The following is a 21,948-nucleotide window of genomic DNA, read 5'->3' as shown; positions in this document are numbered from 1 at the left end:
GCTTCGCGCTAGTGGCGAGGAGCAGCCGCCGGTTCGTCGTCATCATCGTCGTCGAGCTCATCGAGCTCGTCGTCGCCAACCTGTCGAGGCTTGATGTACGGATCGGCGTCGCCGGCGTACTTCGCCTCGCGAGCGAGCCGAAGGGTCTCGGCGTCTCGCTGCTGGGCTTCGACCAGAAGGCCGTCGATCAGCTGTGCGTTCTCGGGGATGCCGTCTGGGATGAACTCCAGGCTCGGAGTGAGGCGAGCCGTGATGTTCTTGCCCACCTCGCTCCGCAGCATTCCCGTGGCGCTCTTCAGAGCCGCTGCGCTGTTGGCGCGCTCCTCGTCTGAGCCGTACACCGTGTAGAAGACCGATGCGTGTTGCAGGTCGCCGGTCACTCTCACGTCGGTGATGGTGACGAAGCCCAGGCGGGGGTCTTTCAACCCCCGCTCGAGCGTCTTCGCGACGATGACCTGGATTCGCTCCGCCATCTTTCTGGCGCGTGCGGGATCAGCCATGGTGCTTTCCGTTCTCTTTCGAAGCTGCGATCTGGCCCGTGAGGACTAGACGCGCGGCTTCTCCTTCATCTCGATGGTCTCGATCTCGTCGCCGATCTGGATGTCGTTGAACTTGCCGAGGCCGATACCGGCTTCGAAGTCCGTACGAACCTCGGTGACGTCGTCCTTGAAGCGACGCAGCGACTCGATGGCCAGGTTGTCGCCGACCACGACGCCGTCGCGGATGACCCGCGCCTTGGCATTTCTCGTGATGGTTCCCGAGCGCACGATGACACCGGCGATGTTTCCGAACTTGGAGGAACGGAAGACCTCGCGGATCTCCGCCACACCCGACTGGACCTCTTCGAACTCGGGCTTGAGCATGCCCTTGAGCGAGTTCTCGATGTCTTCGAGCGCGGAGTAGATGACCGAGTAGAAGCGCACGTCGACACCCTCACGAGCGGCACGCTCGCGCGCCTTCGTGTCGGGACGCACGTTGAACCCGATGATGATCGCGTTGTCGACCGTTGCCAGGTTGACGTCCGACTCGGTGACGGCGCCCACACCGCGGTGGATGATGCGCAGCTGCACCGAATCGTCGACCTCGATCTTGAGCAGCGACTCCTCGAGCGCCTCGACGGCACCGGAGACGTCACCCTTGATGATGAGGTTGAGCGACTCGACCTTGCCCTCTTCGAGTGCACGGGTGAAGTCCTCGAGCGAGATGCGCTTGCGGCTCTTGGCCAGCAGCGCGTTGCGCTCGACGGCTTCGCGCTTCTCGGCGATCTGCCGGGCAGTGCGGTCGTCTTCGGTGACCAGGAAGGTGTCGCCGGCGCGAGGCACCGTCGAGAGTCCCTGCACCTGCACGGGGCGGGCGGGCGTTGCCTCGGTGACGATGTTTCCATCCTCATCGTGCATGGCCCGTACTTTTCCATACGCGGTTCCGGCGACGATCGGGTCTCCGACGCGCAGGGTTCCCGACTGGATCAGCACGGTTGCAACAGCACCACGGCCCTTGTCGAGCTTCGCTTCGATCGCGACGCCACGGGCATCCTTGTTCGGGTTGGCGCGCATGTCGAGACCGGCATCGGCAGTCAGCAGCACGGCGTCGAGGAGTTCCTTGATACCGATGTTGTTGAGCGCTGACACGTCGACGAACATGACGTCTCCGCCGTACTCTTCGGCGACGAGGCCGAATTCGGTGAGCTGCTGGCGCACCTTGGCGGGGTTTGCCCCGACCTTGTCGACCTTGTTCACCGCGACCACGATCGGCACGTTGGCCGCCTGGGCGTGGTTGAGGGCCTCGACCGTCTGCGGCATGATGCCGTCGTCGGCCGCGACCACCAGGATGGCGATGTCGGTGACCTGCGCACCACGGGCGCGCATGGCGGTGAACGCCTCGTGACCCGGTGTGTCGATGAAGGTGATCTTGCGCTCGATGCCCTCGTGCTCGGCCGAGACCTGGTAGGCACCGATGTGCTGTGTGATGCCACCGGCTTCGCCCGCAACGACGTTGGCGCTGCGGATCGCGTCGAGGAGTCTCGTCTTACCGTGGTCGACGTGACCCATGACGGTGACGACCGGCGGACGGATCTCGAGAACCTCGTCGGTTTCGTCTTCGAGCTCCTGGTCGATGTCGATGTCGAAGCCGCTCAGCAGCTCGCGATCCTCGTCCTCCGGAGAGACCATCTGGATCTTGTAGCCGAGCTCTTCGCCCAGGATGTCGAAGGTCGCCTCGTCGAGGGACTCGGTCGCCGTCGCCATCTCACCGAGGTGGAACAGCACCGTGACCAGGTTTCCGGGGCTCGCGTCGATCTTGTCTGCGAAGTCGGTGATGGATGCGCCGCGACGCAGCCGCACCACGGTCGAGCCGTCGCCACGGGGAACGCTGACGCCTCCGAGCGACGGGGCTTCCCGCAGCTCGAATTCTGCCCGCTTCGTGCGCTTCGACTTACGTGCCTTGGCACGACCGCCTCCACGACCGAATGCTCCAGCCGTTCCTCCGCCGGGGCCACGACCACGGCCGCCACCGCCCGCGGGGCGAGGCGCGCCGAAACCGGGCGTTGCGCCGGGAGCTCCGCCGGGGCGCTGGAAACCGCCGCCCGCCGGGCGAGCACCGCCCGCTCCACCGGGGCGGAATCCGCCGCCGGCGCCTGCGGGACGCTGGCCGAATCCGCCGGGACGTGCGCCCTGGCCTGCGCCGCCGGGACGAGGAGCGCCCGGGCGAGGAGCGCCGGGACGAGGCGCAGCCGGACGTGGAATCGCGCCCGTCGAGCCTCCGCCGGTGCCCGCGCGAGGTGCGGGAGTGGTACCCATACCCTGCTGGCTGGCGAACGGGTTGTTACCCGGACGCGGAGCGCCAGGACGCTGCATACCCTGCTGGCTGGCGAACGGGTTGTTGCCCGGACGCGGAGCGCCAGGACGAGGCGCGCCGCCCGCAGGAGCGGTCTCGCCTGTCGACACGGGGGCCGCGGGCTGGTTCGTCTCGACGGCAGGCGTCGGGGTTGCCGCGGGAGCCTCAGCCGGCGCAGCAGGTGCAGCAGCGGGCGTCGGGGTCTCAACGACGGGAGCGGCGGGTGCCGCGGGGGTGGGTGCCGCGGGCGCAGCAGGACGAGCGGGACCGGGGGTCGCCGTGGTCCGAGCTCCACCGGGGCGGGCGGGCGAGGGTGCGGCCTTGGCCGGGGCGGGTGCCGCAGCCGCGGTTCCGGCACCGTCAGCGAGAAGGGCTTCCTTCAGGCGACGGGCGACGGGCGGCTCGATGCTCGATGAGGGGCCCTTGACGAACTGACCCATTTCTTTCAGTTTCGCGAGGGCGATCTTGCTGTCGACGCCGAGTTCGGCGGCGACTTCGTGTACGCGTGGTTTTGCAGCCACAATTCTCCTGTCTGGGATCCGCTCCCAAACAGGGGCAGACCATTAGTTGTGCGCGGGGCTCATTTGGAGCCGCTCATTAGTTGTCACTCATTAGTTGGTCACGATGTACGTTTCAGCCTGTTCTTTAGAAACTGAATGTCTGCGGATTGATGGATGAGTCGCCTGCCGCTCAAGAAAAGCGAGAACGGAGGACGTGTCGAGTGCGGTCTTGATGCGCAACGCCCGGCCGAAAGCCTTGCGTGCCTGCGCCTTCTCGACGCACTCGATGCGGGGATGCACCCACGCGCCCCGACCGGGCAGAACGGCCGTCTCATCGACGACCACGACTGGAATCCGGGCGACGACCCTCAGAAGTGAGGATCGATCGGCGCGCGCGCGGCAACCGACGCACGTTCTTACGGGTTCCATACTACACCTCCGCCGAATCGATCCCCGTGGTGACGCGGCGTCAGGCTTCGTCCATCACCGAATCGGGCTGGATGTCGATCTTGGCGCCGGTGAGCTTTGCGGCGAGACGGGCGTTCTGCCCCTCTTTGCCGATGGCCAGCGACAGCTGATAATCGGGAACGAGTGCGCGCACAGCCTTCAGCGACTCGTCGATGACGAAGGCGCTCGATACCTTGGCCGGTGACAACGCGTTCGCGACGAAGGTGGGCAGATCGGTCGAGAAGTCGACGATGTCGATCTTCTCGTTGCCCAGCTCGCTCGTGACAGCGCGAACCCGCTGCCCCAGTTCGCCGATGCAGGCGCCCTTGGCGTTGATTCCGGGTTCCGTGGCGCGCACGGCGATCTTGGTGCGGTGGCCGGCCTCTCGGGCAAGCGAGACGATCTCGACGGCGCCCGATGCGATCTCCGGCACCTCCAGCGCGAACAACTTGCGAACGAGTGAGGGATGCGTTCGGGAGACCGTGATCGAAGGACCCTTGGTTCCCTTCGACACGCTCGTGACGTAGACGCGGATGCGCGAGCCGTGCGAGTAGTCCTCACCTGGAACCTGCTCCTCGGGAGGGAGGATGGCCTCGATCGTTCCGAGGTCGACGTGAATCATGCGGGGGTTCGGTCCCTGCTGGATGATTCCGGCGACGATGTCGCCCTCACGACCCTTGAACTCACCGAGAACAGCGTCATCCGCAATGTCGCGAAGACGCTGGTTGATGACCTGCTTGGCCGCAAACGCACCGATCCGACCGAAGTCGCTCGGGCTGTCTTCGCTCTCGCCGATCACAGCACCGTCGTCGTCGAGCTCGGGCACGTAGATGCTCACGTGGCCGCTCTTGCGGTCGAGGTGCACGCGTGCGTTCGGAGCCACGGGCGCCGGCGTGTCTTTCGGCGCGTCGACCGGCAGGACCGGCGTCGTGTGCTTGATGTAGGCGGTCAGGATCGCCTGTTCGATGATCTCTACCAGTTCGTCGAACGGGATCTCCCGCTCGCGCTCCAAGAGCCTGAGCACGCTGAGGTCGATGTCCATAACCCGGCCTCCTTCTTCTGTATTAAGTTCGTGGTCCCCCGACGCGGATGGCGTCAGGTCCAACAGACCAATTTACCCGACGGACGGGCTCCGCGGTACCGCACACGCAAATCAGCGCAGGCGAGGCACGAGCTCCGTGATGGGCACCTCGACACGTTCTCCGGATGCGCGATCCCAGAGTTCGACCACGCCATCGACGGCGCCGCGACCGACGATCACGATCGTGGGCACGCCGAGCAGTTCGGCGTCGCCGAACTTGACGCCGGGCGACACTTTGGGCCGGTCGTCGAAGAGCACCTCGAGCCCGGATGCCTCGATGGCCTCGACGATCGTCTCGGCCGTCTCGTAGACGGCGGCGTCTCGACCCGTGGCCACGACGTGCACGTCGAACGGGGCCACCGCTTTGGGCCAGATGAGACCCTTGTCGTCGTTGTTGAGCTCGGCGATGATCGCGAGGATACGTGTGACGCCGATGCCGTACGAGCCCATGGTGACCGTAGCGAGCTTGCCGTTCTCGTCTTGCACCTTCAGCCCGAGAGCCTCGGCGTACTTGCGACCGAGCTGGAAGACGTGACCGATCTCCATGCCACGGGCGAGCTCGACGGGCCCGGAGCCATCGGGTGCCTCATCGCCGGCGAGTACTTGAGCGACCTCGACGGTTCCATCGGCGGAGAAATCGCGCCCGGCCACGAGCCCGAACACATGGCGTCCGTGCTGGTTCGATCCCGTGATCCAGCCGCTGCCGTCGGAGACGCGCGGGTCGAGCAGGTAGCGGATGCCTGTGGAGCCGGTCGTTCCGAGAACGGCCCCGTCAGCAGACCACGGTCCGATGTAGCCCTTTACGAGTCCGGGATTGGCGACGAAGTCTTTCTCGATCGCGGCCTCGACTTCGGCCGGCGCGAAGGCGACCTCGGCACGCTTCAGATCGACCTCGCGATCGCCAGGAAGACCGATGACGACAAGCTCGCGGCTGCCGTCGAGGTGTCGAAGCGCCAGAACGACGTTCTTCAGCGTGTCGGCTGCGCTCCACGAGCGACCGTCGGGTCGGGGGTGGTTCGTGTTGGCCAGGTCGACCAGCGTCTGGATCGTGGGTGTATCGGGGGTGTCATGCACATCGGGCGGCGTGAGCCCCTCGTATGAGCGCGGTGCGGGCGTCGTGGTCGTGAAGGCTTCGACGTTCGCCGCGTATCCCCCGGCGCTGCGCACAAAGGTGTCTTCGCCGATGGGAGTGGGATGGAGGAACTCCTCACTCTTCGAGCCGCCCATTGCTCCGGCATCGGCCTTGACGATCACGTACTCGAGTCCGAGCCGTGTGAAGATGCGCTCGTACGCCGCACGCTGAGCCTGGTACGAGGCCTCGAGCCCCTCGTCGGTGACATCGAACGAGTACGCGTCTTTCATCGTGAACTCGCGCCCGCGCAGCAGACCGGCACGGGGGCGTGCCTCATCGCGGTATTTGTCCTGGATCTGATAGATCGACAGGGGCAGATCCTTGTAGCTGTTCACCAGGTCTTTGACCAAAAGAGTGAAGACCTCTTCGTGCGTCGGTGCCAGAACGTAGTCGGCCTCGTGCCGGTCGCTGAGTCGGAACATGCCGTCGCCGTACTCGGTGTAGCGGCCCGTGACCTCGTAGGGCTCCTTGGGCAGCAGCGCCGGAAAATGCACTTCGTGTGCGCCCGCGGCAGTCATCTCCTCGCGGATGATGTTCTCGATTCGGGCCTTGACGCGGAGGCCGATCGGCAGCCACGCGAAGATACCGGGAGCCTGCCGGCGGATATAGCCGCCGCGCACCAAGAGGCGATGGCTCGCCACCTCTGCATCGGAGGGATCTTCGCGGAGGGTACGGAGGAAATAGTTGCTGAGGCGAACTGACACGCTCACCAGTCTATTGATCGAAGCGCCGTCAACCCGACAGAGAGGTCAGTTGCCGACCGAGCATGTGACCTTCGCGGCCGTCTGGCCGGTGAACGAGTCGGGCAGAACCGTGGCGCCGCCCGCATCCGGAGCCGGCGTTGCGGCGGGATCTGCCGGAGTCGCGGTGGCCGGATCGCTGGCCGGCGGTGCGTCACCGGTGCCATCGGCAGCGGTCGCAGAGTCTGCCGTGCCCACCTGGCTGAGGTCGAGCGGGGTGTCGGCTGCCAACGCCGCATTGAGGATCGTCGAGTCTGCCTCGTTCACGACCACGCGGTTCGGATCGTCGGGATCGCCGCTGACCGGGTAGCGCAGGAACGCGACCTTGTCGAGCTGCACGCCCTGCAGCGCCTTCGCGATCGAGACCATCGAATCGACCTTGCCGAGTTCCGTCGACAGGAACATGTTGCTGAGGGCCGCGTTTGCGAGACCGTAGAGCGTGACCGGGTTGCTGAGGGTGCCGTCGGAGAGCATCTTGCGAACGAGGGCGGATAGATAGACCTGCTGCGAACTGATGCGCGCCAGGTCGCTGCCGTCGCCGACGCCCTCTCTCGTGCGGAGGAATGCAAGGGCGTCTTCACCCGACAGTGTCTGGTTGCCCGCAGCCAGGTGGAGGTTGCTGTACGGATCGTCGATCGGCTTCGAGATGCAGACGTCGACACCACCGATCACCGACGTCATGGCGGCGACACCATCGAACGAGATGACGCCGGCGTAGGGAATCTTGAGGCCCGTCATCTGCTCGACGGTCGCGACGACACAACCGAGGCCACCACGCTGTCCGCCACGACCGAGAGCCGTGTTGAGCTGCTGGTACGACGTCGCGCCGTAGACCTCCCCCGTGTCGGGATCGGTGCACTTCGCCATGTCGACCATCGTGTCGCGCGGAAAGCTGATGACGCTGACGTTCTGATGATCCTGACTGATGTGCAGGAGCATGGTGACGTCGTTACGGGCACCCTCGGTGTCGTCGCCCTCAGTCGAGATCTGATTGATGCGCGTGTCGCTGCCGACGATGAGAACGTTGACGCCGCCTTCGATGGCCCCCACATCGACGAGCTGTGGCACGTCGGTTTCGTTGCTCAGCGCGACGGTATTCGCCTGCACGGTGGATGCGAGTCCATTGACGGCGATCGCGACGATCGACATGGTGCTCACGACCGCGACGGTGGCCGTGATCGCGACGATCCGGATGACCGCCCAGATTCCCGAGCGATTACCGAGGCGGCCGTGTCGCGGTGCGATGGAGGATGTACGTAACGAGCTGATGAGAATCGAATTCCTTTGTCTGACCCGAAAGGGTTTCGGCAAGGTTCACGAAACTAGCGAGAGAACTTCGGAATTTGCTGTGTTCTCGCGCGGATTCTGCTGAGCGCCCACGTCACCAGGGCTTGTCGACATAGTCCGGATCGGCCGGAGTGCGCTCAGCCGTCTGCTGGTCGCTACGATCCTGACCCGCGTCACGGAGCTTCTGCTCGAGCTGGTCGACCGTCGCATCGCTCGGCGAATCATCCGGCTTCGGCTGATCGTCGCTCTTGTCACCCTGGTCTTCGGGGGGTTGCTCGGCAAGCGCCTCTTTCTTCTCGGTCACTCGCTTCTCCGAGTCGGAGAGATCGTCATCGGTGCCGTCCGATCCATTCTGCGGCGGCTGCCGACATGACTCATCGGCCTTGTCGATCACGTCGAGCGCCTGGTCGTAGAACGTGGACGCCTCATCGTTTTTCGTCGGATCGGCGGCGATGACCGCGTCGCCCTGGCGCTCGAGGACCAGCGACAGATTGACGCGCACGGGGCACTGGTCTGCAGGGGATGCCAAGCCGAGCGAGCGCTCGAACTCGAGCTGCGCATCCGCATCGAGCCCCTGGGCTGCGAGTCCGTCACCGACAGCGAAGTGCGCCTTCCACGGGTCTATCACGTTGACGACGGTGAGCCATCTTGCCAGCGATGTGGCTGACTCGAAGTCCTCGCGCTCGTACGCGGCAGAGACCTGGCCGGATACGATCGCGAGCCCGATCAACTTGACCGCGACGACCGTCGCGAGCACGGTCGGCGCCAGGGCGACGAGACCTGCTTTCGTGCGACGGCGCATCATTCCCCACTCCCATGCCGAATGGACGCCGCGCGGAGTTCGCGGAGACGACGCACGACCAGAATGGCTTCGAGGGCGAGCAGCAGCACGAGCGCTGCGGCCGGGATCCAGTACAGCTCGGTCGTTCCACCCGACGACTCGTTCGATGTGGCGAGATTGGGAGACGAGCCGACATCGGCTACGGGCGCGTCGCCGGGAGAGGTCCGGTGCACATACTCCACACCCAGTTGGTCTGCGATCGTGCGGAGATTCTTCTCGTCGATCACCGAGCGAGCGGGCGAACCCGTGTCATCTTTTACATAGCCGTCATCGGTCTTGTCATCGTCGTAGTACCCCGTCTGCACCCGCATCTGGCCTCCGGCCTCGGTGCCGTAGCCGAAGACGAAACCCGCGCTGACGAGCGGTGCGGATTCGTCGAAGCTCTCGACGGGCGCCGACGAGGTCTGCTCACCATCGCCGAAGTAGTACACGACGCGCGAACGATCCGGCTCTGCATCCTGCGCTCGCTGCAGCGTCGAGGCGAGGAGGTCCTTCGCCTGGGTGATGCTGCTGCCGTTCGAGTAGAGCGTGATCTCGGGCGCCAGGACATCTGCCGCGTTGGAGACCGCCGTGGCATCAGAGGTGAGAGGCACACGAAGCACGGCGGAGCTGTCGAAGGACATCAGGGCGAACTTCGCACCCGGATACGCCGCGACCAGGTCGACGATGTCGCTCTTCACACCGTCGAGTCTCGGGTCGGAACCATCGAAGTCTTCGGCGATGATGCTCGTGGTGGTGTCGACCACGAAGAAGACGTCGACATCCGTCGTCGCCTTTTCGCCCGCGGCCCCGGGAACTCCTGGCCGGAGGGCGACGAGTAAGAGCACGACCACGATCGCTGCGCGCAGCGACCACGACAGCAGACGCGGACGGTTCTCGCGCAGAATCAGCTGCCAGATCACGAACGCCGCCAGCACAGTGAAGACTGCGATGAGCACGGGCAGTGGCAGAACGGGGAAGAATCTCACAGCCTGGCCCTCCAAGCGAGAACGAGCAGGCTAGCGAGAAGCACGAGAGAGAGCACGACCAGGGGGGTGGGCTGGTCGGAGACGATCAGTTTCGGTTCGTCATCGACCAACGCGGCTTCCGTCGCCTCGATGCCGTCGACGATCGTCGGAACCGTGTCGGCCGACTCGAGCACGAAGTAGTCGCCGCCGGTGGAATCTGCGACACGCTGAAATTCCGCCGAGTCCTCGGATGCACCGGGACTGGTCACGCTCGGGTCGATCCCGTAGACCCGCACGTCGCGAGATTTCGCGAATGCGCCAGCCTCGTCGAGGGTCATGATCGGCGTTCCGTTGATGTCGTTGTCCGTCGCCAGCACGACTGAACGCGATCGCTTCTCGTCTGTCCTGTCGAAGGTGAGCACGCACGATGCGAGGCCGTCGCCGATGAGTGACGCGCCCTCCCCCGTTAGAGTCCCACCGAACGCATCACCGAACTCCCCCGTGCCGTCGAGACTCGAGCGCACGGACTCGAGTTGCTGGGCGATGTAGTCGTAGTCGTCGGTGAGGGGAAAGACCTGGGCTGCGGACGAGTTGAAGATGACGAGCGCGAGCCGCTCGCCCTCGAATCCCTCGGAGAGTTCCTTGAATCGTTCGAGAACGTCGATGTCGACATCCGTCATCGAGCCCGAGACGTCGAGACACAGGACCACGTCGCGGGTGAATTTCGCCGGCTTCTCGGTAGAGGTTGTGATCGGTCGAGCAGCGAGCAGAGCAGCCGTCGCGATGAACAGCGACACGACGACGAGCGTCACGATACTGAGTCCGCGCATCCTCGACACGGCTGCCACGAAGCCCGGGAGCCTCGTGAGGCGCCCTGTGTGAGCGACCGGAACATCGGCATCCGACCGCTGTCGTCGACGACGAAGCCGCGGCACCACGATCACGGCGACGACGACCGGCACCAGGCCGAGCAGGATCCACGGGTTGGCTAGCCCCACGATTCGATCACCTGCCTCGCCCTGACCACGGCCGACGAGATCTCGCTGCGATCGGCGGACTCGAACGACGCCGGATAGTACTCGGCGATCGCTGCCGTCACCGTAGGCAGCGGGGAGGACTGCAGCTCAGTCAATGTCATCACCGGCGCGTCGACCCCGCTGACGGCGCGCGCATACTGACGTACGACGGCGCTGAGGCGGTGATGGGCGGAGCGGGCCGAGAGCCCGCCGGCGGCGAACTCGGCCTCGATCTCGGTGATCCGCGCGTGGTATTCGGCGCGGAGTCCTGCAAGCCCGCCGGGCGGCAGCGGCTGAGACGACGAGCGCTTGCGTGCGCGCACAAGAAGAATCACCAGGATTGTCGCGATGACGACCACGATGAGCGCGATGCCGATGACGAGCCAGGAGCTGCCGTAGCCGATCGGAGGAATGAGTTCTGTATCAGGCACGCGACCTGGCCTTCAGCAGGTGCAGAAGTGACGGCACGACGTCGTCGACACGCCCCACGCGCCTGTGCGATACCCCGAGGTCGTCGAACGTCGTCTGGCGGTCGAGGATCTCCTCGTCGATCGAACGCGTGAGCTCTGCGGTGAGTCGCCGGTCGGTGCGGAGCGCCTCGGGAATCTGCCATCCATCGTCGACCGCCGTGGCGCCCGCGAACCGTAACGGATCGATGTCACCAACGGTCACCCAGACGAGCTCGTGCTGGGCGCGGAGTCGGCGAACCAGTCTCGTCTGTTCCGCTCCGAGGGTCGCATCGTCGGTCACGACCACGACGATCGCACGCCTCCGCACGGTGCGGGCCACGAGCCGCAGGGTGCGCTCGAGGTCACTCTGCGGCGAATCGAGACTGTGCGCCGCGTCGATTGATCGGAGAACCCGTTCGAGGTGATCTTCGCTCGATCGGGCAGGAAGACGGATCGTGCGTTCGGCGTCGCCGGAGAGCAGCGCGACCTCGTCACCGTGGCGCACCGCGAGATAGCCGAGCACCCCGACGACAGCGAGTGCGACCTCGCTCTTTCGTTCTCCGTCGGCTGCTCGCGCCGCCATATTGCGACCCGTATCGAGAACGAAGTACACCGTTTGCCGCCGCAAAGCCGTATACCGTCTGACCAGAGTCGCTCCGTGACGCGCGGTGGCCTTCCAGTCGATGTCCCGCACCTCGTCGCCCGCGACATAGCTGCGCAAGTCCTCGAAGTCCATGCTCCGACCGGTGACGAGCGACCCGTACTCACCGTCGAGCAGATGCAACGCCTTTCGATGCGCGTGGATGAACATCCGCGACTTGATCCGCACGAGAAGGCTGTCCATAGCGCTCAGGGCGTCTGGACCGACGCGAAGATCGCATCGATGACGGCTTCGGGGCGCACGCCCTCGGCGTCGGCGTCGAAGTTCAAGATGACCCGGTGCCGCAGAACCGCGTGCCTAATCGCCTTGACGTCATCGGGCACGACATGGGCGCGACCCGACAGAAGTGCCAACGCCCGCGCGGCCTGCATGAAGGCGATGGTGCCGCGGGGGCTCGCACCGTACTCGACGTAGCCGGCCAGTTCTTCGCCGATGTAATTCAGCGGATTGCGGGTCACATAAACGATCGACACGATGTAGTTGCGGATCGCGTCGTCGACGTAGACCCGCGACGCGGCCTGCTGCAAGAAGCGCACGTCGTCGAGCGAGACCGTGCCCTCGTGCTGGCTCGATGCGTCGAAGACTCCGGCATCGAGGCGTCGCAGCACCTCGAGCTCCTCCTCGATCGTCGGGTAGTCGATGATCTCCTTCAGCAAGAACCTGTCCATCTGTGCCTCGGGCAGCTGGTACGTGCCTTCCTGCTCGATGGGATTCTGCGTCGCCATCACCAGGAAAGGCTCTGGCAGCGGGTAGACGGTTCCGCCGATCGTCGTCTGGCGCTCCTGCATTGCCTCGAGCATCGCGCTCTGGGTCTTCGCGCTGGAACGGTTGACCTCGTCGAGCAGCACGAAATTCGAGTGCACGGGGCCCAGCTGAGTTTCGAAGGTGCTCGTTCTGGCGTCATACACCTGGGTGCCCGTGATGTCGCTGGGCAGCAGATCGGGGGTGCATTGGATGCGCGTGAACTGCGCGTGGATGGCTCGGGCGAGCGTGGTCGCCGCGGTCGTCTTGGCGAGCCCCGGAACGCTCTCGAGGAGCACGTGGCCTCCGGCGACGAGCGCCACCAGCAGTGCGCGACGAAGAGTGACCTGACCCACGACGGTGGCCGAGTAGGACGACTCGATGGCGTGCACGATCGTGCCCGCGCGCTCCATCTCCTGCGGGGTCAGAGGTTCCGACCTCATCGGGCTCCGACCGTGACGACGGGGCTGCCGGTCGACGTATCCGCAGCAGGCATCTCGGCGGCGAGGCGGTTCGCCTCTTCGATGAGCGTGGCGACGATCTCGGCCTCGGGCACCGTCTTGATGACCTCTCCCTTGACGAAGATCTGGCCCTTCCCGTTTCCGGATGCGACGCCCAGGTCGGCCTCGCGGGCCTCGCCCGGGCCGTTGACGACACAACCCATGACGGCGACGCGCAGCGGCACGGTCATGCCTTCGAGGCCGTCGGTGACGTCGTTGGCGAGCTTGTAGACGTCGACCTGCGCGCGACCGCAGCTCGGGCACGAGACGATCTCGAGCTTGCGCTCACGCAGGTTGAGCGACTGCAGGATCTGCAGGCCCACCTTGATCTCCTGGGCAGGAGGGGCCGAGAGCGACACTCTGATCGTGTCGCCGATGCCCTCGCCGAGCAGGATGCCGAATGCCGTGGCGCTCTTGATCGTGCCCTGGAACTCGGGACCAGCCTCGGTGACTCCGAGGTGCAGCGGCCAGTCGCCGCGTTCGGCGAGCAGGCGGTATGCCTTGACCATGATGACCGGGTCATTGTGCTTGACCGAGATCTTGAAGTCGTGAAAGTCGTGCTCCTCGAACAGGCTCGCCTCCCAGACGGCGCTCTCGACGAGTGCCTCCGGCGTGGCCTTTCCGTATTTCTGCAGAATCGAGGGTTCGAGCGAGCCCGCGTTCACACCGATGCGGATCGAGACATCGGCAGCCTTGGCCGCCGCCGCGATCTTGCCGACCTGATCATCGAACTTGCGGATGTTGCCGGGGTTGACCCGCACGGCAGCACAGCCCGCGTCGATCGCCGCGTACACGTAGTTCGGCTGGAAGTGGATGTCGGCGATGACCGGGATCTGGCTCTTCTTCGCGATGATCGGCAGAGCCTCTGCGTCGTCTCGGCTCGGCACGGCGACACGCACGATGTCGCATCCGGATGCTGTGAGCTCGGCGATCTGCTGGAGAGTCGCGTTGATGTTCGGAGTCGGGGTCGTCGTCATCGACTGGACGCTGACGGGAGCGTCACCGCCAACGAGCACTTTGCCGACTTTGATCTGACGGGACTTGCGCCGAGGTGCGAGGGTTTCAGGCACTTTCGGCATTCCCAGATTGATAGCAGCCACATCTCCCAGTGTAGGCGTCGACCGGACAGGCGAGGCCGGTGCCACGCTAATCCTCGTTCCAGCCCGTTCGCACCAGGTGGGTCTCGTAGGCGGTGACGACCAATTGCACCCGGTCTCTCGCACCGAGTTTCTGCATGATCCTCGACACGTGCGTCTTGGCCGTCAGCGGACTGAGAAACAGCTTCGACGCGATCTCTTCGTTGGTCAGGCCATGGCCGACAAGAGCGAGCACTTCGCGTTCCCGGTCGGTCAGCACCGCCAGCGTCTCCGTATCGACAAGTGCCGACAGTCCTCCGGCCACCCGCCCGAGGAGCCTTCTCGTCACCCCCGGAGAAAGCAGCGCGTCACCGACAGCGGCGACGCGTACGGCCCTGATGAGCTCGACAGGCTCGGTGTCCTTCACGAGAAAACCTGATGCACCGGCGCGAATGGCGTCGATGACATAGTCATCGAGCTCGAAGGTGGTGACGATCACGATGTGCGTTGCAGAGTTCTGCGGGTCGGCCACGATCTGTCGGGTCGCCCAGATGCCGTCGCCGTCGGGCATCCGGATGTCCATCAGCACGACATCGGGATGCAGCCGGCCCACGAGAGCCACGGCTTCGGTACCACTCGCGGCCTGCCCGACGACGTCGATGTCGGGCTCGCTGGCGAGGAGCGCCGTGAACCCTGCCCGGATGAGCTGTTGATCGTCGGCGATCACCACTCGGATCATGTCAGCGGCTTCCATTCGTCGATGCTCTCGTGGAGCGGGGAATCGTGGCGGTGACCGCGAAGCCCTGTGGTGAAAGGGTGACGGCCTCGAGATGTCCGCCGAGCAGTTCCGCCCGTTCGCGCATTCCGAGGAGTCCCTTGCCTGCAACGGATTCCACGTCGTCCGCCACTCCTTTGCCGTTGTCGCTCACTCGGAGCACGATATCGTCGTCGGTTGATCGAAGTTCGACCCGGGCTTTCGTGGCCGACGAATGCCGCACGATGTTCGTGAGGCTCTCCTGAGCGATGCGATAGAGCGCGAGCTGAGCGGCCGCCGAGGGAGCGGAACCGACGTGCGAGTCGAGTTCGACGTCGACACCGCTCGCTCGGATGTTCTCGACAAGACGGGGAAGACTCTCGAGGTCGGCCTCGGGCACGAGGGGCGCGTCGCCGGAATCGCCCGCGTCACCACGGAGGATGCCGAGCACGTCGCGAACCTCGTCGAGTGCCTGTTTGCTACTGGCCTTGATACTGGCGAGAGCCTCTCCCGCTTTCTCGGGCTGCGATTCGAGAAGGTGCAGCCCGACACCGGCCTGAACATTGATCGATGAGAGGGAATGGGCCAGCACATCGTGTAGCTCTCGGGCGATACGCACCCGCTCCTGCTGCGCGGCGTCCATCCTTCGCCTGGTCTGCATGCTGCGCAGCGCGGCGAATCGCTCGCGTCGGGCTCTGATCGACGAGCCGAATCCGAGCGAGATGATGATTCCGGCGGTGAGCAGCACGGCGGGCACGGGATCCCAGCCGACTCCCGCGAGAGCGCTCGACACGAAGGCGACGACCCAGCCGACGACGACGGATGCCACGGCCCAGACGCCCGCGCCTCGCACGACCGCGAGGCACGCCGCGAAGAGCACCGACGCATACGAGGCGAAGATCGACGGGTCGACGAGAAGATCGGCGACGGAGACCACTGCCACAGCCACCACGGCAGGCCCGGGGAATCGACGTGCCGCGATCAGAGCACAGGGGCCGAGCACGGCGAACAGAAACGCCAGCCCCGCGGCACCCGGAGACGCGGAGACACCCGCGAGTTGGGCCGTGACAGCGACCAGTTGCACGACGAGCGAGATGATCACCGGCAGCCAGAGCCGCGCCTGCGGTGGAACGAACGGGCCCCTCGGGCCGATTCCGTACGCGCCTCGCCATCCGGATCGAGGCCCGTGACGATGATGCCGATGTTCGAGCGGCCCACCCCAGCCGTCACGGCGCGGGTCGTGCGGTGCGCGCGGGCTGCTCATGGTCTCGATGCTAGCGAGCGCTGCGCGTGTCGCGCGTCGCCCCACTGCCGCATCGTGGTCTACTCCCGCGGGAGTACCCCACGTCGGTCGGGGGTCAACCGAAGAGGTTGATCGGCTTGACGATGTCGGCGTACGTCAGCAGCACACTCATTGCTCCGATGACGATGACCACGGCGAACGTCAGCGGCATCAGCTTGGCTGTGTCGACGGGACCCGGGTCACGGCGCTTGAAGAGCTTGGCGAAGAACCGGCGGATGCCCTCCCACAGTGCACCTGCGATATGACCACCGTCGAGCGGCATCAGAGGCACCAGGTTGATGACACCGAGCGCGATGTTCAGCGAGCCGATGAGGCCGAGGAGGGTCGCGACCTTCGACTGAACAGTGAACTCGTCCATACTCGCGATCTCGCCCGCGGCACGACCGACCCCGACAACGCTGATGGGGCCGTTCGGATCGCGGGGTCCGGAACCGAACGCCGCGTTGGCGACGTCGACCATGCGTTGGGGAAGGTTCAGAATGATATGCGCCACACTCGCGATGTTCTCGCCCACGAAGGGCAGCACGGAGCCGGGACCCTGCGGCACCAGTTCCTGCTTCGGGCCGATTCCGACGAAGCCGACCTCCTGCGTCACCGGCTGCCCCGAATCGTCGAGCACTTTGTTACCCGTGGAATCCAGCTCGTAGCGCTCCGCGAGGAACGGAACCACGGTCAGGGTCTTCGTCTGGCCGTCTCGCTGCACCTCGACGCTCAGCGTCTTGTTCGGAGACTTCTGAATGATCGCCGTCGACTCGCTCCAGTTCGCGACCGTCTTGCCGTCTATGGCCGTGATGATGTCGCCCTCTTTGAATCCGGCGGTGACGCCCGGCCCTGGGGTGTCACCCGGATCGCAGGTCTGTCGTTCGCTCGTCGCGGGGAGCACGCACTGGCTGATCGAACCGACAGAGGTCTTGGCCACGCCGAACCCGCAGAGCACGATCGCGAACACCACGATGGCGATGACGAAGTTCATCGCCGGTCCGCCGGCCATGATGATGATCCGCTTCCACACGGGCAGACGGTAGAAGGCCCGATCGTCGTCGTCGCCGATGGTCTCCGCGCTCACGTCGCGCGCATCCTGCACGAGAGTGTTGAAGAAGCCGGTGCTCGCATTGCGCACGGCACCGCCTGTCTTCGCGGGCGGAAACATTCCGATCATCGAGATGTAGCCGCCGCCAGGAATGGCCTTGAAGCCGTACTCGGTCTCTCCACGCTTACGCGAGAACAGCGTGGGGCCGAAGCCGATCATGTACTGCGTGACCTTCACCCCGAAGAGCTTCGCCGGAACGAGGTGACCCACCTCGTGCAGCCCGATCGAGACGATGAGGCCGACAAAGATGATGAGCACGCCGAGAATGAACTGAAGGACCGTTTCCACGTGCACACGTTACAGCGCTCCCCCAGCACGCCGCTGTCCGTTCGCTGGACGCGGACCGAACGGCGACCGTCAGTCTCCCGCGTGAATCAGCCCGCGATGAGGGCGTCGGCGGTTCGCCGTGCCCACTGCTCGGCCTCCGCCAGCGAGTCGAGTGTGATGTCGGCCGGAGCCTCGTGCTGCTCCACGACGCTGCGGATGGTGTCCACGATGTCGAGGAATCCGATCTTTCCCGCGTGGAATGCCGCGACTGCCTGTTCATTCGCCGCGTTGAAGACGGCCGGGTAGCTGCGTCCCGCGCGCCCGACCTCTTTGGCGAGTTCCACGGCGGGGAATGCCTCGGAGTCGAGGGGTTCGAACGTCCAGGTCTGCGACGATGTCCAGTCGAGCGGTCGGCCGACGCCGCGCACCCGGTTCGGCCAGTCGAGCCCGAGCGAGATGGGCAGCTTCATGTCGGGTGGCGATGCCTGAGCGATGGTGGAGCCGTCGATGAACTCGACCATCGAGTGGATGATCGACTGCGGGTGCACCGTCACATCGATGCGCCCATAGGCCACGTCGAACAACAGGTGTGCCTCGATCACCTCGAGGCCCTTGTTCACCAGGGTCGCCGAGTTGGTCGTGATGACCAGCCCCATATCCCAGGTCGGATGCGCCAGAGCCTCACGCGGCGTGACATTCGCGAGCGAGTCGCGGCTGCGCCCCCGGAAAGGACCCCCCGACGCCGTGAGCACCAGACGCTCGACCTCCTCCGGCGTGCCGGAGCGCAGCGCCTGGGCGATCGCGGAGTGCTCGGAGTCGACGGGAACGATCTGCCCCGGGCGAGCCAAGTCCTTGAGCAGGTCGCCGCCCACGATGAGGCTCTCTTTGTTGGCGAGGGCGAGAACGCGCCCGGCCTTCAGCGCCGCGACGCTGGGCCCGAGTCCCACGGAACCGGTGATTCCATTCAGCACGACGTCAGCATCGACGTCTCGCACGAGCTGCGAGGCCTCATCAGCGCCGAGCGCGGTGTCAGCGACCCCGAACTCCGCGGCCTGCTCGTCGAGCAGATCTCGGTTGCGCCCGGCTCCGAGGCCGACGACCTCGAATCTCTCGGGATTCGAGCGAACGACATCGAGCGCCTGCACACCGATCGAGCCGGTTGAACCAAGAATGACTACGCGTTTCACATCGCTATCCTTGCACCTGCCGCTGGGTCGACCCGGCGGCAGGCGGTGCAGGTCAGCCAGCCAGGATGTCGATAACGAAGACGAGGGTGTCCGTTCCGGAGATGCCCGCCTGCGGCTGGCCCTTGTCTCCGTAGCCCTGCGCCGGCGGAATCGAGACGATCACCTGAGAACCCACGGTCTGGCCGGCGATGGCAGCCTCGAAGCCCTGCACTGTGCTGCCGGGCTGCACGGCGAACGGCTGCTTGCCCCAGCTCTGGTCGAACACGGCTTTCGTTCCCCAGATGCTGCCCTGGTACTGCACGACAGAGGGCTGTCCGGATTCGACGACCTTGCCGGCGCCCTTCTTCAAGACGGTCACGGTGAGATCGGCGGGCGGCGCCGTGTCGGGGATCGTCACGGTCGGGGTGCCGTCTTCGGCGTCGACGACGGTCGGAACACCGTCGACCGCAGGCTGTGCCTCGCCGTTGGCCTTGAGCTGCGACGGGTCGTTCGCCGGAAGCACCTGGCCCAGATCGACCACGAAAACGAGCGGGTCGGTCGCGGTGATTCCGAGCGCCGAGTTGCCCTTGTCTCCGAAGCCTTCGGAAGCCGGAGCGGCGACGGCGATCCGCGAGCCTCCGTTCAAGCACTCGACGCCTTTGACCAGTCCAGGCAAGAACTGAGTGGCGTCGACGACCATGCTGAGCGAAGCGGAACCCTGATCGTAGGTCGAGAAGACCTTCTTGCCGGAGGTGCCGTTGAACATCGTGAAGTTGAGAATGCCGAAGTCACCGACGTTCGCCTTCGGACCGTCGCCCTCTGAGAGCACGGTGCGCTGGGTCGCGTCGATGTCGACGGGCGAATCGAATGTCGCGTCGGCCGCCGAACCGGCGTCTCCCGTCACCTTGACCGAGTCGGAGAACTTGCCGCTGGGCGTGTCGGTGCATGATCCGGCAGCGGCCTGGGGTGCCGCCGTCGCGCCGGCCGTCGGCGACGCGCTGGGTGCCGGAGACCCCGCGCAGCCCGCAAGGGTGAGGGCGAGCGCCGCCGAGGCAGCGAAGATGACGGGAAGTTTGCGCACGGGAGAGCCTCACAGAATGACGGGAGATGACGTGGACGCGCGGCACGGAGCGCGCGAAGACCGGGGATGATTCCCATCCAGTCTGGACTACCTGTGCCGGACCTTCCTGTTCAGCGGCTGGGAGGGAGAGCGTTCTGTGCGGCGGGGATCCGTTCGTAGACCAGTTCCAGCCCGTCTTCATCGTCGATCTCCTCCCCCACATGAACGAAGCCGAGCTTACGGACGACGGCGAGAGAGGCGACGTTATCTGGGCTGACGCTCGCGCGCACCACAGAGGCAGCGTGCTCCGCGGCCTCCTGCAGGAGCAACGAGACGGTCGAGGTGGCGTATCCCTGCCTCCGATGCGCCTCGAGAACCGTGTATCCGACCTCGAGCATGCCCCGGGCATCCGGGGGCGCGTGAAAGCCGGCGTGCCCCACGACGACGTTCGTCTCAGCGTCGACGATCGCCCGCACGACAACGGCCTCGGCGGCCGGATCCGCGGCGATCTTCGCTCGGAAGACGGGCCACAGCCACGACTCGCTCGTCACAAAGGCCTGAGGCAGGTCGAGCCGCGAGCGGCGGGACGCCCCGGCGAGATCACCATGCTGCAGGAGTGCATAGACCTCGTCACCTAAGAACGCGAGCCGCACCCTCGGTGTCGTCATAGTGTGCCCGCCTTCGCCCGCGCGTCGGTGGGATGGGGGTTGACGATACCGATGCCGGAGATGACGCCGCCGACGATCAGCAAGACGCCGGTGACGATGGCTGCCCTGTGGAATCCGGCGACATCGAGGTTCGTTCCCACGATGAGCCCCGCAGCGGCCACGGCGATGAGCCCCGCGACACGTGACACGGCATTGTTGACGGCGGATGCGATGCCGGCCCGGGCCTGGTCGATCGACCCCAGAATCGCCGAGGTCAGCGGCGCGACGGTGATCGTCATGCCCAGACCGAACACGACGATGCCGGGAAAGACCTCGGTCCAGTAGTCGGCGGAGTCGGTGATGCGCAGCAACAGCAGGAAGCCGGTGCCAGACAGGATCGGGCCGACGAGCATGAAGAACCTCGAGCCGAATCTGCCCGCCAGTCGTCCGACCTGCGTCGACAGCGCGATGCTGATGATCGTCGTCGGCAACGTGCTCAACCCGGCAAGGGTGGCCGAGTAGCCCGCAACCTGCTGGAGAAAGACAGCGAGGAGGAAGGTGCCGAGTGAGAGTGCGCCGTAGACGAAGAAGGTCGAGACGTTGCCGACAGAGAAGTTGCGGACGCGAAAAAGCGACAACGGCATCATCGGTTGGGCCGTGCGGCGCTCGTGCACGATGAAGAGCACGAACGACACGGCTCCGACTACCGCGGGAATGAGGATCACCGGACTCGTCCAGCCGAAGTTGGACTGCTCGATGAGGGCGAAGACGGGCAGGCCGAGTCCCACGATGCCGAGGACGGCGCCGAGCACATCGACCCTCGACCCCTCGGCGGCGGGCTTGTCATGCGGAAGCCGGGCCAGGAAGAACAGTGTCACGGCGATCGGAACGACGTTGATCGCGAAAACGAGCCTCCACGAGACGAGGTCGACCAGGAGACCGCCGATCAGCGGGCCCGCCAGGAACGCCGTGCTGGTCCAGGCTGTCCACGACCCGATGGCTTTGGCCTGAGCAGGGCCGGAGAACGTCGACAGGATGAGGGCGAGCGAGCTCGGCACGAGCAGTGCTCCGGCGACACCCTGAACCGCTCGCGCGCCGATGAGCACGCCGGACGTGGGAGCGATCGCACAGATCAACGAGGAGACGCCGAACCCCACGAGGCCCCAGAACAGCACCTTCTTACGACCGAAGACATCGGAGAGAGAGCCGGCGAGCAGGATGATGGAGCCGAGGGTGATGAGGTAGGCGTCCATGACCCACTGCTGGGTCACGAGGCCGCCGCCCAATTCGCGTGTGATGGCGGGCAGGGCGACCGTGATCACGGTACCGTCGAGGAACGCGACGAAGGCGGAGAGGACGGCGACGATGAGAACCAGTCGCTGCAGAACAGAGGTGGGCGGTGTAGGCACAG

Annotated in this window: 20 protein-coding genes; all 20 read right to left on the bottom strand. The window is 65.5% G+C overall.

The annotated features are described in order from the left end of the window. Positions 1–8: 8 nt before the first annotated feature. The 20 genes from rbfA to B9Y86_RS10460 all read right to left on the bottom strand — a co-directional run bounded on the left by rbfA (position 9) and on the right by B9Y86_RS10460 (position 21,946). Entirely contained in the window at positions 9–500 is a 492-nt protein-coding gene (rbfA, locus tag B9Y86_RS10560; RefSeq protein WP_085485773.1) for a 30S ribosome-binding factor RbfA, read from the bottom strand. A gap of 45 nt (positions 501–545) precedes the next feature. Then, complete coding sequence (gene infB, locus B9Y86_RS10555; protein ID WP_085485771.1) at positions 546–3,353, bottom strand: translation initiation factor IF-2; 2,808 nt, start codon at positions 3,351–3,353, stop codon at positions 546–548. Positions 3,354–3,443: 90 nt separating this feature from the next. Further along, positions 3,444–3,761 (bottom strand): YlxR family protein, encoded by a 318-nt coding sequence (locus B9Y86_RS10550; RefSeq protein WP_078713491.1) that lies wholly within the window; start codon positions 3,759–3,761, stop codon positions 3,444–3,446. Positions 3,762–3,801: 40 nt separating this feature from the next. Then, the gene (gene nusA, locus B9Y86_RS10545) at positions 3,802–4,821 is read right to left on the bottom strand and encodes a transcription termination factor NusA (RefSeq protein WP_055780868.1); all 1,020 of its coding nucleotides are present in this window, start codon (positions 4,819–4,821) and stop codon (positions 3,802–3,804) included. Between the two features lie 111 nt (positions 4,822–4,932). Beyond that, positions 4,933–6,696 (bottom strand): proline--tRNA ligase, encoded by a 1,764-nt coding sequence (locus B9Y86_RS10540; RefSeq protein ID WP_085486334.1) that lies wholly within the window; start codon positions 6,694–6,696, stop codon positions 4,933–4,935. A gap of 45 nt (positions 6,697–6,741) precedes the next feature. Next, positions 6,742–7,881 carry an LCP family protein gene (locus B9Y86_RS10535; protein ID WP_085485769.1) on the bottom strand — a complete coding sequence of 380 codons (1,140 nt, stop codon included), beginning with the start codon at positions 7,879–7,881 and terminating at the stop codon, positions 6,742–6,744. Positions 7,882–8,113: 232 nt separating this feature from the next. Further along, entirely contained in the window at positions 8,114–8,824 is a 711-nt protein-coding gene (locus tag B9Y86_RS10525; protein ID WP_139824860.1) for a hypothetical protein, read from the bottom strand. Further along, entirely contained in the window at positions 8,821–9,828 is a 1,008-nt protein-coding gene (locus tag B9Y86_RS10520) for a vWA domain-containing protein (RefSeq protein WP_176223336.1), read from the bottom strand. Before B9Y86_RS10520 ends, B9Y86_RS10525 begins: the two co-directional genes overlap by 4 nt. After that, positions 9,825–10,805 (bottom strand): vWA domain-containing protein, encoded by a 981-nt coding sequence (locus B9Y86_RS10515; protein ID WP_085485760.1) that lies wholly within the window; start codon positions 10,803–10,805, stop codon positions 9,825–9,827. Before B9Y86_RS10515 ends, B9Y86_RS10520 begins: the two co-directional genes overlap by 4 nt. Beyond that, positions 10,796–11,254 (bottom strand): hypothetical protein, encoded by a 459-nt coding sequence (locus B9Y86_RS10510; protein WP_085485758.1) that lies wholly within the window; start codon positions 11,252–11,254, stop codon positions 10,796–10,798. Before B9Y86_RS10510 ends, B9Y86_RS10515 begins: the two co-directional genes overlap by 10 nt. Beyond that, positions 11,247–12,116 (bottom strand): DUF58 domain-containing protein, encoded by an 870-nt coding sequence (locus tag B9Y86_RS10505; protein ID WP_085485756.1) that lies wholly within the window; start codon positions 12,114–12,116, stop codon positions 11,247–11,249. The genes B9Y86_RS10510 and B9Y86_RS10505 overlap by 8 nt, the downstream gene beginning before the upstream one ends. 5 nt (positions 12,117–12,121) lie before the next feature. Beyond that, positions 12,122–13,117 carry an AAA family ATPase gene (locus tag B9Y86_RS10500; RefSeq protein ID WP_085485754.1) on the bottom strand — a complete coding sequence of 332 codons (996 nt, stop codon included), beginning with the start codon at positions 13,115–13,117 and terminating at the stop codon, positions 12,122–12,124. Further along, positions 13,114–14,274: a flavodoxin-dependent (E)-4-hydroxy-3-methylbut-2-enyl-diphosphate synthase gene (ispG, locus tag B9Y86_RS10495; RefSeq protein WP_176223335.1), complete on the bottom strand. Its 1,161-nt coding sequence runs from the start codon at positions 14,272–14,274 to the stop codon at positions 13,114–13,116. The genes B9Y86_RS10500 and ispG overlap by 4 nt, the downstream gene beginning before the upstream one ends. 46 nt (positions 14,275–14,320) lie before the next feature. Next, the gene (locus tag B9Y86_RS10490; RefSeq protein WP_085486330.1) at positions 14,321–14,989 is read right to left on the bottom strand and encodes a response regulator; all 669 of its coding nucleotides are present in this window, start codon (positions 14,987–14,989) and stop codon (positions 14,321–14,323) included. A gap of 1 nt (position 14,990) precedes the next feature. Further along, complete coding sequence (locus B9Y86_RS10485) at positions 14,991–16,268, bottom strand: sensor histidine kinase (RefSeq protein WP_085485753.1); 1,278 nt, start codon at positions 16,266–16,268, stop codon at positions 14,991–14,993. A 94-nt stretch (positions 16,269–16,362) separates the two neighbouring features. After that, positions 16,363–17,685 (bottom strand): M50 family metallopeptidase, encoded by a 1,323-nt coding sequence (locus tag B9Y86_RS10480; protein ID WP_085486328.1) that lies wholly within the window; start codon positions 17,683–17,685, stop codon positions 16,363–16,365. A gap of 86 nt (positions 17,686–17,771) precedes the next feature. Beyond that, positions 17,772–18,851 carry a 1-deoxy-D-xylulose-5-phosphate reductoisomerase gene (gene dxr, locus B9Y86_RS10475; protein WP_085485751.1) on the bottom strand — a complete coding sequence of 360 codons (1,080 nt, stop codon included), beginning with the start codon at positions 18,849–18,851 and terminating at the stop codon, positions 17,772–17,774. Positions 18,852–18,903: 52 nt separating this feature from the next. Next, entirely contained in the window at positions 18,904–19,911 is a 1,008-nt protein-coding gene (locus B9Y86_RS10470; RefSeq protein WP_085485749.1) for an FKBP-type peptidyl-prolyl cis-trans isomerase, read from the bottom strand. 110 nt (positions 19,912–20,021) lie between these two features. Further along, entirely contained in the window at positions 20,022–20,558 is a 537-nt protein-coding gene (locus B9Y86_RS10465; protein ID WP_085485747.1) for a GNAT family N-acetyltransferase, read from the bottom strand. Next, on the bottom strand, positions 20,555–21,946 hold the full coding sequence (locus B9Y86_RS10460) for a DHA2 family efflux MFS transporter permease subunit (protein WP_085485745.1): 1,392 nt from the start codon (positions 21,944–21,946) through the stop codon (positions 20,555–20,557). The genes B9Y86_RS10465 and B9Y86_RS10460 overlap by 4 nt, the downstream gene beginning before the upstream one ends. Positions 21,947–21,948: the final 2 nt, after the last annotated feature.

This window comes from Agreia pratensis (assembly GCF_900177685.1).
GTDB classification, from domain to species: domain Bacteria; phylum Actinomycetota; class Actinomycetes; order Actinomycetales; family Microbacteriaceae; genus Agreia; species Agreia pratensis.
This window is presented reverse-complemented; position numbering and strand designations above follow the sequence as displayed.